A 12226-nucleotide genomic window follows, 5' to 3' on the forward strand; every position below is an offset into this window, starting at 1 on the left:
TTATACAGTTGTTTCTTCAGGAATTAAGCATGCATCCTTACTATTCCAACCTAAGAGAATCTCTTCACCTTTTACAATCAATTCAGACATATGAGCAGGAATTTTCGCTATTATTTCCTCTCCTGTAACCATTTCTGTCTTAATATTTATTGCTTCTCCTACATAAATGGTTTCTAATACCTTGACTCTAATCGTATTATGAAACTGGGTTTGATCTCTGGCAATTTGAATATTCTCTGGACGAAGGCCAATAAGCATTGACTTATTCTGCATTTCTTCCGCAGTATCTTTGTTCATTTCTATATTAACGCTCATATCCTCATTAACTTTTACCAACGCATTTCTATTCGTTACGCCCACAACCTGCCCTTTTATCAAGTTGATTTCACCAATAAACTCCGCAACAAAACGATTTTTAGGTTGTTTATATAGCATTTCAGGACTATCTACCTGTTCAATTCTTCCCTTATTCATGACACAAATTTTATCAGACATCGTTAATGCTTCTTCTTGGTCATGCGTTACACTGACTGTAGTAATCCCAACATGCTCTTGAATTTGCTTTATCTCTAACTGCATCTGCTTGCGTAATTGCTTATCCAACGCGCCAAGGGGTTCGTCCAAAAGAAGTAATGGTGGATTGAAGACAATTGCTCTAGCCAAGGCTACTCGTTGTTGCTGTCCTCCACTAAGTTGCTCTGGATATCTCTGTGCATATTCTTCGAGATGAATAAGTTTAAGAATACTTTCCACTTTCTGTTTTACTTCTTCCTTCGCCATTTTACGAAGTGAAAGCGGATAAGCAATATTCTCAAAAACTGTCATATGCGGAAATAGAGCGTAATTTTGAAATAACATACCTATTTGTCGTTCATAAGGCTTTTTGTTCGAAATATCTTGATGGTTTAACATAATAGATCCATTGCTTAATTGTTCAAATCCAGCTATTAACTTTAGTAAGGAGGTTTTTCCTGATCCACTGGGACCGAGTATAGTAAGAAATTCTCCTTGATTAACAGTTAAATTAACATCGTCCACTGCTTTAAATTTCTTATAATATTTTGTAGCATTAACAACCGATAAACTGTTGCCTAATGACATACGTATACCTCCTGTCTTAGTAATGAATTTAAGTCAAGCTGCTTGGATTTTATTAACTCTATTCCTACAACTCTACTAATCAAATATCTATCATTCTTGTGAATCCCTATAAAAACATCGATGAGTACACACTTCATTTTTTCAAACATCGACTGCAATACTACACGCTTATCATTTTCCCTATCACCCTTTCCACCTAGTGAAATTTAATTCTTGCTAGTGGGAACTGTTTCAAATATAATTAAAATCAAATTAATTGTCAATTCTTTTTATTTTGAATATTTGCACTATTATCAGTGTTACTAATACCCATTTTATAGGTGAAAATTTAAAATAACTTATAGTGCCAATCTTTACTTGTATGCAGTAACAAGAAATAATAAGTACCATTTATAACTAATTTTCTATCTTCTGTTATTAGTTTTTTATCATCGAAAGGAAGGCGGGGTTTAAAATGCAATCTATAGATCGTGCTCTTAAAATTATTGAAGTATTAATTAAACATGATCCAAACAGACTTTTCTCGATTACGGAAATTGCAAAAGAATGTGAACTTCCAACCAGTTCCATACATCGTATCCTTAAAGCAATGATTAAACATGAAATGATACAACAAGACCCACTACACAAGCAGTATGGACTTGGTACTCTATGGCTTGAATACGGCCTTACTGTTTATGACACGCTAGATTATGTCAGTCTATTACGACCAGAATTGGAAAACTTAATGCGAACCGTTGATGCAACAGTGTATTTAAGTAAACCTATTGGCAAAGAATCTATTATTATCGAAAGAATCGACTGTGTAAATCAAACAATCCGTACACACGACAAATTAGGAAAAAGAGCACCATTACATATTGGTGTGGCTAATTTGACCATGCTTGCACATATGCCATCAGATTATATAAAAAAGTTAGTAATAGAAGTAATAGAGGAACCTGAGAGAACTGCATTCAAAGAGCTTTTAGACAAAATAAGAATGGATGGCTATGAAGCAAACCGTGATGATCCTAGTGATGGAATTATTACAATAGCTACACCAATACTTAATCATTCTGGAGGCGTTGTCGGTGCTATCAGTATCAAACTGAATATTTCCAACTTATCAGATGAGAAATTGAAAAGAATAATTGAGGAGGTGGTAAGTACAGGGAATAAAATTTCGTGGAAAATGAGCTATCAAAATTAATTTAACTTCAGAAGGGATAAGAGAGAATGATTAATCTACTAAATAAAAATGTGAAAGATATAGAATTATCGGGAATACGCAAAATTTCCAATAAGATAGATCGTTCACCCGATATTATAAACCTGACATTTGGACAACCAAATTTTCCAACACCTGAGTATATTAAAAAAGTGGGAATAAAAGCGATTGAAGAAAATAGAACTGCCTACACAGAGACAGCTGGATTATTTGAGTTGCGTCAAGCCGCATGTGATTATGTTCAAAATCTTTACGGTTTATCGTATGATCCAGAAGATGAAGTAATCATCACAACTGGAGCGAGTGAGGCTTTAGATATCGCTTTCCGTACAATTCTTGAAGAAGGATCAGAAGTAATCTTACCTGCACCTGTCTATCCCGGATATGACCCGCTCATTAAATTATGTAATGCCGTTTCTGTGTTTGTTGACACGACAAACAATGATTTTAAATTAACTGCCTCTTTAATTGAAAAGAATATAACAGATAAAACTCGCTGTATTGTATTGCCTTATCCTAATAATCCATTAGGCTCTATTTTAACTCGAGAAGAAGTGCTTGAGATTGGTAAATTACTAGAGGATAAAAAAATATTCATTTTGGCAGATGAAATTTACAGTGAGTTAGTTTTCGATGAAGAACATTTTTCAATAGGATCAATTCCAAGTTTGAAGGATAAAACAATTATCATCAACGGCCTTTCAAAATCACATTCCATGACTGGATGGCGTATCGGTTTTGCTTTCGCTCCTTCCTATTTGATCGACCAGTTTTATAAAGTACATTCTTTTAACTCTGTTTGCGCAAGTACTATCAGTCAATATGCAGCCGTTGAGGCATTGAAGCAAGGTACTCATACAGAGGAAGTAATTGCAATGAAAAAAGAATACAAAGTTAGGAAAGATTACGCATATAATCGATTAATAAAAATGGATTTAGAAGTTGTTGAACCAAAAGGTGCATTTTATATTTTTCCTTCCATCAAAAACACAGGTTTAACTTCAGAAGATTTTGCAATGAAGCTACTTGATCAAGAAAAGGTAGCCGTTATACCTGGTAATGCATTTTCAGACTTTGGAGAAGGATTTATTCGAATTTCGTTTGCTCAATCTATGGAAGAATTGAAAAAGGGACTAGATGGAATTGAACGTTTTTTGTCTTCTGTTAAATCACTGAATTTATAATTATATACTTTAGTTACTAAGCACAGTTTAGAAATTTTTAATATTAGAGGGTGTTTTAGAGTGTTTATTCACAGACTTAAAGAGTGTCTAGGTGAAAATAAAGTTAGCCAAAATGAAAACGAACTGTTCCGTCATAGCCATGACGAATCTTTTCATAAACCAGTAGAACCGGATGTCGTTTGCTTTCCGACGGGACGAAAAGACGTTGAAATGATTATGGAAGTAGCACGTGAGAGTAGTGTTCCTATAACACCGTTTGGTGCTGGATCTGGATTAGAAGGACAAGCGATTCCAATCAATAAAGGTATTTCTATTAACTTCGAAAATATGAATAACGTTGTAAACTTTTCACCAGAAGATTTAATGATTACTGTTCAGCCGGGAATTACACGGTTACAATTAAATAAATTTGTAAACCGACACGGTTTGATGTTTCCAATCGATCCAGGTGCAGATGCAACAATTGGCGGGATGGTGGCTACGAATGCTAGCGGTACGACAGCCGTTCGCTACGGGTCTATGCGGGATCAGCTACTCGATTTAGAAGTTGTTTTAGCTAATGGGACAGTTATTCATACAGGTTCACTTGCTAAAAAGTCGTCTTCTGGATACCATTTAAATGGCCTATTTGCTGGATCAGAAGGTACATTAGGCATCATTACAGAAATTACATTACGACTTCATGGTATTCCAGAGCATACTATTGCTGCAAGATGCACATTTCATACACCAAAAGCATGTGCAGAAGCAGCAAAAATAATATTACAAAGTGGAATTCCTGTTATGCGTATGGAGCTAGTTGATGCAGATAGTATTTCACAAGTGAATACCTATGGAGGTTACAATCTTCCAGTTGCTCACTCCCTGTTTTTTGAATTTGCAGGCACGATGACCTCTGTTGTGGAAGAGGCAAGGCTTGTAGAACAATTAATGCGCGAGCTTGATTGTGAAAACTGGGATGTCACAAGCGGTTCTAAAGAGCGCATGGAGCTTTGGAAAGCACGTCATGAACTGGCCTATGCATACCAACATGTAAAAGGAATGGCCAATACAGGAGCAGATGTGTGTGTTCCGATATCTAAACTCCCAGAACTTATCGTATATGCGCGCGAATTAATTGATGAAAGTGGATTGACCGGTGGTGTATTAGGTCATGTCGGCGATGGGAACTTCCATACAATTGTTCTTTATGACCCGAATGTGGAGGGGGATTTAGAAAAGGCGGAATATACGAATGAAGCGCTCGCAATAAGAGCCATCGAAGTCGGCGGAACATGTACAGGCGAACATGGTGTGGGGCTTGGTAAGAGAAAATTCCAAGAAAGAGAACATGGTGAAGCTCTTTTCATTATGAAACAAATGAAGCAAATGCTCGATCCAGAAGGATTATTAAACCCCGGAAAGATATTTTTCGAAGATTAAAGCCTATATATTTCCCTCTATTCATATTGGTAATTCACAGAATAGATTATTATATGCAGTTTCCACAACCTAGAAGGGTTGCGGGACTGTATATTTTTTATCGATTTTTAGGAATTCTCACGAAAGACAATATTGCTGTTTACCATTATGAATGAATTACATTTATACTAGGAACCTTCACTCTGAGTACAATAAACGTAACCTGTACGAATTCATAGCTGTTTCTCCAAGTTGGTCAAGCAGTTTATAGTTGGCAAACGCCCCAACAACTGCTCCGATACCAGGTAATAACTGAAACATTTTAACTAAGTCAATGTGATCTCTATATTCCTGTTGAAATTCCCGCCAGTCCATATCGGCAATATTATGTTTTTGTTGCTCCCAATTTTCAATAATAAATAATACATCTTTTCGTTTTTCTTCACTTGAAAAAGCTAACAGGAAAATATGCAAAAGGAAAAGTCGTTCCTCATAATCATCCGTATCAAATCCATAAATAGAAGCAGCCTCAAAAAGAAATTTCATTTTTATCGATAACAGTAATGGAAAATCAGCAAGTCCAAGCAGTATCCCCCCAGCTCCTGTGCCAGCCCCTTCAATAACAGCCGTTTTTCGGAAGGTAGAGAGTTTTTCTTTCAGTAACTCGTCTCGCTCATAAAGACTAGGCTCTAATGGTAGCCGTTTTTTCGTTGTCATATTTGAACCGACAAGCGTTGCTTTCACCATGTTTTTAATACTTTCCGTCATCACTTGATGAAATTTTTCTGGAATAAGACCGTTAATCTTGTTCTGTACATTTTTAGACGTCCGGCCTATGATGCCAGATTTCTTTGTTATTCTATGCTTCCAAAAGTGAAGTTGTTGCTCTACTTCTTTTGTATAATCAACCATATTTCGCCTCTTTTCTTCGCTCCATCTTTTTACTTTCTAGTATAGCCCATTAGATAATTAATTAAATGGACTATAGCAGTGTTTTCAATACATCTAAAGCCTTAGCGGCCAATATTATAGAACAATAAGTCGTCTAAAGTATTGTACTCTTTAGATCAAACTTATATAATAGCAGAAGCGACATATAAGGATCTGATAGTTCAGCGGGAGAATACGTCCTTGACAGGGACGGGGTCGGGGGTTCGAATCCCTCTCAGATCATACGCAAAGGCACATTCCATTAATAGGGGTGTGCTTTTATTTAGGAGGGAAATCCAAATGCAAATCCGAAAATTGAACATTCATGAAGAAGCTCCAATTGATTTATTGTTAATGGCTGATCCTTCCCTAACATTAGTAGAACAATACTTGAATATGGGAGAGTGCTATGTTGCTGAAAACGACGAAGAAATAATCGGAGTCTATGTAATGCTTCCTAAAAGACCGGACACAATTGAACTTGTAAATATCGCGGTTTCTGAGTACGAACAAGGAAAAGGAATTGGAAAGCAATTGATCTTGGATGCGATTCAGAGGTCCAAAGTAAAAGGCTATAAAACAATCGAGGTTGGAACAGGTAATTCCAGTATAGGTCAGCTCGCTTTGTATCAAAAATGTGGGTTTAGAATCACCGGGGTTGATCGTGGTTTTTTCACGAGACATTATAAAGAGGATATTTATGAAAACGGTATTTGGTGTAGAGATATGATACGACTATCTCAAGTATTAAATTAACAAGGACTTTCAACCATTTATTTCATGGGTGAAAGTCCTTCTTTTTATGCCAATCGACCAGAATTTTGCTTTTTAATTAAAATGACAAAAAGGCTTGCTAATAAACAGAAAACCCCTGCCATAAGAAAGGCTCCAGTATAAGAATTAAAAAATTGAAAAATTAGCCCTCCCCCATAAGCTGCAGCTGCTGCACCTACCTGGTGAGACGCAAAGATCCATCCATAAATGACGCCACTTTGCTTGACGCCAAAAATTTGTCTAGAGATACTTATCGTTGGCGGAACAGTGGCAATCCAATCTAATCCATAAAATACGGAAAAAACAAATAATAACGTCATGTTCCCTTCCTTTAATGCATAAGGAAGTAGTACTAGGGAAGTCCCCCTAAAAGCATAGTAGGTAAATAATAGCCAACGATTATCAAAACGATCTGATAGCCAACCAGATAAAGTGGTCCCAATCAAATTGAATAATCCCATAAAAGAAAGAAGCGAAGCCGCTGTAACCAAAGGAACACCGAAACTAATACAATAAGAAACAAAATGCGTACCAAATAAACCATTCGTGGAAAAACCACAAATAAAGAAACTACCTGCTAATAACCAAAATGCCTTCACTTTCACTGCTGCCGTCAAACCTTTGAATGCAATTACGATAGGGTTTTCCTTTTGTCCTTCATCGCTCTCTTCTATTTCCTCTTCCAGCCCATACCGCAGAAGTCCAACGTCTTTAGGACTGTTTTTCATAAATAAAAGAATAATGATTAACATAATCAAACTCAAAGTCACAATTAATCCCATGGCTGGACGCCACGAATAATTTTCAATAATACTCGCCAAGACAGGAAGTAAAATTAACTGCCCTGTCGCTGTACTTGCGGTTAAAATTCCTACAGCAAGACCTCTTCTTTTCTCAAACCAATGATTGGCCACATAGGGACTTAAGACGGTTAAAAAAAGACTAGATCCTAGCCCAATGATGATTCCCCATATAATTATTAGCTGCCATGCTTGCTGCATAATGAAAGTAAGTAGCATACCGATTAGCAAAGTGGCCATCGACATCAACATCATTTTCCGTAAACCAATCACATTGAGTAATGCCGCCATAAATGGTCCAGAGATGCCATATAAAAACAAACTAATGGCAAAAGCAATCGCAATAACCGATCGATCCCAGCCAAACTCACTTTCGAAAGGGGTTATAAAAACTCCTGACGATGACATCGTAATTCCCGCTACAATAATGGAGAAAAATGTTACCGCAAGGATAAACCAGCTATAATGTATACGTTTCAAAACATTCCCTCCATCTTTAAATACTTTTCTTAACACTAACCCATTTTCGATTATCAGTAAAATTGAAATTAATGAAGTTATCTATTGATATCTCTGATACTATAATAATAAGAATAATATAAAAGTAGGTGAAATAATGGAAATACGGCATTTTGTTACGTTTAAAAAAGTGATAGAAACGGGAAATTTCACACAGGCTGCAGAACAATTAGGATATACGCAATCCACAGTAACTTCGCATATGCAGGCGTTAGAAGAACATTTAGGTGCACCTTTATTTGATCGAATGGGTCGGAAACTAAAATTGACCGATGTTGGCAAAAAGTTATTGCCCTATACGAAAGAAATTTTAGAAACCTACGGAAAGATTGAAAATATTACGAGTGATGCAGAGGATATGAGTGGAGAGTTAAAGATTTCTGCTCCGGAATCCTTAACCGTATACCGCCTAGAACCAATACTAAGAGAGTATCGAAAGAAGTTTCCACATGTAAGCATTAGTTTAAGTAACGCTACTTGCGGTGATAACAAAAGAGCAATACTTAGTGGTAGTGCAGATATTGCATTTCTTATGTTGCCACAACTGCAGGATTCCGATTTAATCGTCCATTCTTTACTAGCTGAACCTATAGTCCTTGTCGGAAGCCCAGACTGTTCGCTGAATATTTTAGATAAAAGCTACGATAATCAAAAACTAAGCGAATGTTTGATTGTGAACGAAGAAGATTGTAGCTATCGAAAAATGTTTGAAGAATATCTTGATGACCGGGGAATAACACCTTCCCACATAATGAAACTTTGGAGTGTAGAAGCAATGAAACGTTGTGTCATGAGTGGTCTCGGTATTGCTTGTCTACCTTTAATGTCAGTAGATGAAGAAATCAAAGAAGGAAAGTTAAAAGTGATTCCTTGCGATGGAAACTTTTATCCCATTTTCTCTCAATTTGCTTATCATAAAAACAAATGGATTTCGCCTGCGCTAGCAATCTTTATGGATATTACGTTGAAACATGCAAGGGATTGGTCCAACATAGAGGCATTTTCGTTGAATAAATAAATAAAAAAAGAAATCGTTCATTTATAATAGGAGTGGACGATTTCTACTATAGCAAAACTATATTTTGTCTATCTTTGTTCAGACGTCTTTAAAAGACCACTAACCTTCTATTTAGTCGACCGACTCTTCCCACACTCGATAGTAAATCGTCATCGATTGTGTTTTCATATCATCCGTTTGATCATCAAAGGAGTGGACCATTTTAGAAATTTCCGAGCTAACTAGTTGAAGTGCCGCCTCGTTTTTTTGATAGAGCTCATTTGCATTTTGTTCGATGGCTTCTACAATTTCCCCTGCACTTGCATCATCTTTCATGACGTCTTGCACTAATTTCAAAAAGTTCCGATCCTCTTCGTGAATGGCATCTACTTGTTTTTGGAGTTTATCTTTTTTATACAACTGACTTTCATAAGGTAAAATTCTCGTCGTTAGATTGACTGAATAGTAGCGGTACATTCTCTTTAACCTCCCGGTACATAGTCGAACAGGGCCGCAACCAATTCATCCTTATCGAAAAGATTCTCGATTGCTGTTCTTGACGTAGTCAGAAAAGATTTCGCATTCGTAATTTCTTTTTGTAAAACGGAATAGATACCGTCGACCTGAATATCCCGTAATGGTGGCAAATATTCACGAACATTAATCCCGACGACTTCTGCATTACTTCCAGAAGAAACGGAACATGCATTGATATGATTGGCATATGTAGATGGATTACTTTCAATTTCTCCAATGCGCCTTACCACCTTCATCCGTTCCGATGCAAACCCTTCCACCAATTCGATATCTAATGCATTTAGAAGTGCTTCAACATGTTGGTTTTTCACTTCCAATGATTCGTTGCCCTGCTGGTACATACGAACCGCGGCTGATATATTCACTTTTATCTGATCTGCTCCACTCCCTTTAACCAAAATCATATCAGTCCCTAAATAAGCACGGCCAGACTGTAATCCAAGTGCATTTAGCATTTCAAGAATAGAATGACTATCCCCGATTTCAGTAAGCATAGGTCCTAATACATTTTTTAGCTTATCAAAGCTCTCCGTAAACGAATCTTTCAATTGCAACAGACGGATGAGCGAACCGATATCGGCACCCAGTACCGACATGAATGGATTACCACCGGAATAGTTTACATCGTACTGAGATTCCCGAATAGAATGATTCGTCTGGATAAGGGACTTCATTTCTTCCAGCAGGCTTTCAATATTCGTCAATTCTTGGACGACAATATCTTTTTCAGATTCCTTCAAATAGCCTGCATCGACGAAGTGACTAAAAATGACATTACTATTACTTGTCATTTTTTTGATGGAATCAATTAGCGGAGGGACTTTTGCATTCATGTCTGCAATCATCGCATTGATTTCATCGCCTTTTGTCATATACAGTTTTGCATAATCCCAGTTACCTTGTGCACCTTCAAATATAGAGATGTCCAGGCCCGTCAATTCCTTAAGCCCATTTGCACTACCTACTTTCTCGGCAACCGTATACGTGATGGCAAGTTGTTGCAAATGGGCCACTTCTGCATCGGGTAGCTGATCGAATATGTCACGGATTCCCGGTCTTTCTGTATTGGTGTCCACTTTCTTAACGGTGCCTACTGTAAAAAAACCTCTTGCCCCGCTGATGCCATATAAAGGATCATCGGTTGAGATGAGCTGGTATATACCTTTTGTATTCCCCTCCTTGTCATAATACTCTTCGGTGAATGCCCGCAATTTTACTGGATCAAGCTTATAAATAGCCAAATTATCATTCCGACTTAACGAAAATTGCTTATTCACTTCATTACGGAAAGTATCGTCTGCTGAATAAAGCTGATAATAATTTGTCTGTGCTCCGTTCACACTATAGACTTTATCAAACACATTGTAGATCAATTGTGCTGTTGAATTATTATTATGGGCAAGTGAGTGGGACATTCCGATAATATCGGCTTGATTCACTTTATCATTGACATTGAAGTGCTCCTTTGCATCATTAACAAAGTTATAAGTAGCATAGGCCTGCGTTGCATCCTGCCCGGCCAACATGGCATTCATATTGTACTCCCAATCCTTCGCCTGTTGACTGCCTTGAGAAAGGATATATAATTGGTCATTCTCCTTTCCTTCCGTCTTAAAATAAATCGCTGTGCCGTCATATCCCGATTGGTCGTCTTTTAAACTTTTCGCATCGCTCGATTTCAATATTTCGATATCAGCTTTCAATTCGTGGCCAGTTTCTTCAAAATAAATCCTTCTAATTTCCACTTTAAAATCTTCATTTTTCAAACCTTTGTATTCTAAATCAATTAAACGCAGCCGAAGATTATCAGAATTTAAAACCTCATCTTCCATTTGTCATCACCACTTTCATTTGACTTCTTTATCTACGAACTCGATCGATTCGGCCCAATGTATCATCTTATCCACTTCTTCTTCTTTAATCGCCTGACACTCATTTTGGTCCTTCTTGCATTGTGTGTCATATACGATTTGAATCACGCCGTCCTCATTCAGACTTACGACCAATGCCGCTATGCCGAATATATCTGGATCGAATTGGATTGGCGCATAGTATAAATCCGAAGTTTCAGATGATATTTTTTCAAAATCCAGCTTTTGGTCAACCCTCCCTTCTAACATTTTCAAACCCCCATCAGCACTTTCTTTCGTCGCATAAGCATAATAGTTGATCTTAATTTGAGAATCGGTTCCATTGTCATTTACAGTACTCATTAAAAAGCCTTCAAATTGGTCTTCTTTCACCCCATATCCTTGATGAATCACTCCCTCTTTTGGAAATAGCATTCGATAACGCTTCGTCCCTGAAAGGAATGAATAATATCCTGGTTCCACCTCTTCAGTGGACTCGATGAAACTCCGCGTAAATTTGTCCTGTAGCGCTCGGACATCCGGCAAATCCTCCGCCTTCATATCAGAAGGTTTAATATCCTTTTCACTTTCCTTTGCCATTTGACAACCTCCCAGTACTAAACCAATGCTTACGATCAATACTAATAAACTATGATTTTTCCACATGACAGCACTCCTTATTGAAATTGGCATTGCTCTTTCCATTTATTTACCTCTCCGAAAATACTTCACTTTCAATAGGAAGTGAAGGAGGTAATAAATTCAATTAACTTCTTATTCTAATAATTACCACAGTTTTATAAGGTGAACAATCGATATCCGTCCAACATCTTACAATTGCTTCATTAGTCATTTTACTCATTCAAAACAAAGGTCTTTTGAAATACTTTACAGCACTTTTTCCCACTACCTTTTTCACTCTT

General features: G+C 37.1%; 11 protein-coding genes and 1 tRNA gene. 6 read left to right on the top strand and 6 right to left on the bottom strand.

Going from position 1 to position 12226, the window contains the following annotated elements; genetic code table 11:
- Entirely contained in the window at nucleotides 1–1101 is a 1101-nt protein-coding gene (locus tag AC1DFT_RS04505) for an ABC transporter ATP-binding protein (RefSeq protein ID WP_477917998.1), read from the bottom strand.
- A gap of 454 nt (nucleotides 1102–1555) precedes the next feature.
- Here AC1DFT_RS04505 and AC1DFT_RS04510 point away from each other — a divergent pair, with 454 nt between their 5' ends.
- From AC1DFT_RS04510 to AC1DFT_RS04520, 3 genes are read left to right on the top strand one after another with little or no spacing between them, the layout of a single operon-like run.
- Nucleotides 1556–2293, top strand: a complete 738-nt coding sequence (locus tag AC1DFT_RS04510) for an IclR family transcriptional regulator (protein WP_477917999.1) — start codon at nucleotides 1556–1558, stop codon at nucleotides 2291–2293.
- A 26-nt stretch (nucleotides 2294–2319) separates the two neighbouring features.
- Nucleotides 2320–3495, top strand: coding sequence for an aminotransferase A (locus tag AC1DFT_RS04515; RefSeq protein ID WP_477918000.1), 1176 nt, complete (start codon nucleotides 2320–2322; stop codon nucleotides 3493–3495).
- A 60-nt stretch (nucleotides 3496–3555) separates the two neighbouring features.
- The gene (locus AC1DFT_RS04520; RefSeq protein ID WP_477918001.1) at nucleotides 3556–4917 is read left to right on the top strand and encodes an FAD-binding oxidoreductase; all 1362 of its coding nucleotides are present in this window, start codon (nucleotides 3556–3558) and stop codon (nucleotides 4915–4917) included.
- 177 nt (nucleotides 4918–5094) lie between these two features.
- Here AC1DFT_RS04520 and AC1DFT_RS04525 read toward each other — a convergent pair whose 3' ends face one another.
- Nucleotides 5095–5808, bottom strand: coding sequence for an EcsC family protein (locus AC1DFT_RS04525; protein WP_477918002.1), 714 nt, complete (start codon nucleotides 5806–5808; stop codon nucleotides 5095–5097).
- Between the two features lie 189 nt (nucleotides 5809–5997).
- Between AC1DFT_RS04525 and AC1DFT_RS04530 the strand changes: the two genes are divergently transcribed.
- Nucleotides 5998–6069 (top strand) — tRNA-Val (locus tag AC1DFT_RS04530).
- A 57-nt stretch (nucleotides 6070–6126) separates the two neighbouring features.
- Nucleotides 6127–6582 carry a GNAT family N-acetyltransferase gene (locus tag AC1DFT_RS04535; RefSeq protein ID WP_477918003.1) on the top strand — a complete coding sequence of 152 codons (456 nt, stop codon included), beginning with the start codon at nucleotides 6127–6129 and terminating at the stop codon, nucleotides 6580–6582.
- A gap of 44 nt (nucleotides 6583–6626) precedes the next feature.
- Here AC1DFT_RS04535 and AC1DFT_RS04540 read toward each other — a convergent pair whose 3' ends face one another.
- Entirely contained in the window at nucleotides 6627–7880 is a 1254-nt protein-coding gene (locus tag AC1DFT_RS04540) for an MFS transporter (protein WP_477918004.1), read from the bottom strand.
- 136 nt (nucleotides 7881–8016) lie between these two features.
- Between AC1DFT_RS04540 and AC1DFT_RS04545 the strand changes: the two genes are divergently transcribed.
- Complete coding sequence (locus AC1DFT_RS04545) at nucleotides 8017–8937, top strand: LysR family transcriptional regulator (RefSeq protein ID WP_477918005.1); 921 nt, start codon at nucleotides 8017–8019, stop codon at nucleotides 8935–8937.
- 111 nt (nucleotides 8938–9048) lie between these two features.
- Here AC1DFT_RS04545 and AC1DFT_RS04550 read toward each other — a convergent pair whose 3' ends face one another.
- From AC1DFT_RS04550 to AC1DFT_RS04560, 3 genes are read right to left on the bottom strand one after another with little or no spacing between them, the layout of a single operon-like run.
- Nucleotides 9049–9393 (bottom strand): hypothetical protein, encoded by a 345-nt coding sequence (locus tag AC1DFT_RS04550; protein ID WP_477918006.1) that lies wholly within the window; start codon nucleotides 9391–9393, stop codon nucleotides 9049–9051.
- 5 nt (nucleotides 9394–9398) lie between these two features.
- Entirely contained in the window at nucleotides 9399–11285 is a 1887-nt protein-coding gene (locus tag AC1DFT_RS04555; protein ID WP_477918007.1) for a DUF6792 domain-containing protein, read from the bottom strand.
- 15 nt (nucleotides 11286–11300) lie between these two features.
- Entirely contained in the window at nucleotides 11301–11969 is a 669-nt protein-coding gene (locus AC1DFT_RS04560) for a hypothetical protein (RefSeq protein ID WP_477918008.1), read from the bottom strand.
- Between the last annotated feature and the right edge of the window lie 257 nt (nucleotides 11970–12226).

It is taken from the genome of Psychrobacillus sp. 05T411 (genome assembly GCF_056396485.1).

Excerpts from the sequence above, each read along its gene's own strand:
- AC1DFT_RS04505 (WP_477917998.1), bottom strand. The coding sequence starts at position 1,101 with ATGTCATTAGGCAACAGTTTATCGGTTGTTAATGCTACAAAATATTAT.
- AC1DFT_RS04510 (WP_477917999.1), top strand. The coding sequence starts at position 1,556 with ATGCAATCTATAGATCGTGCTCTTAAAATTATTGAAGTATTAATTAAA.
- AC1DFT_RS04515 (WP_477918000.1), top strand. The coding sequence starts at position 2,320 with ATGATTAATCTACTAAATAAAAATGTGAAAGATATAGAATTATCGGGA.
- AC1DFT_RS04525 (WP_477918002.1), bottom strand. The coding sequence starts at position 5,808 with ATGGTTGATTATACAAAAGAAGTAGAGCAACAACTTCACTTTTGGAAG.
- AC1DFT_RS04535 (WP_477918003.1), top strand. The coding sequence starts at position 6,127 with ATGCAAATCCGAAAATTGAACATTCATGAAGAAGCTCCAATTGATTTA.
- AC1DFT_RS04545 (WP_477918005.1), top strand. The coding sequence starts at position 8,017 with ATGGAAATACGGCATTTTGTTACGTTTAAAAAAGTGATAGAAACGGGA.
- AC1DFT_RS04550 (WP_477918006.1), bottom strand. The coding sequence starts at position 9,393 with ATGTACCGCTACTATTCAGTCAATCTAACGACGAGAATTTTACCTTAT.
- AC1DFT_RS04555 (WP_477918007.1), bottom strand. The coding sequence starts at position 11,285 with ATGGAAGATGAGGTTTTAAATTCTGATAATCTTCGGCTGCGTTTAATT.
- AC1DFT_RS04560 (WP_477918008.1), bottom strand. The coding sequence starts at position 11,969 with ATGTGGAAAAATCATAGTTTATTAGTATTGATCGTAAGCATTGGTTTA.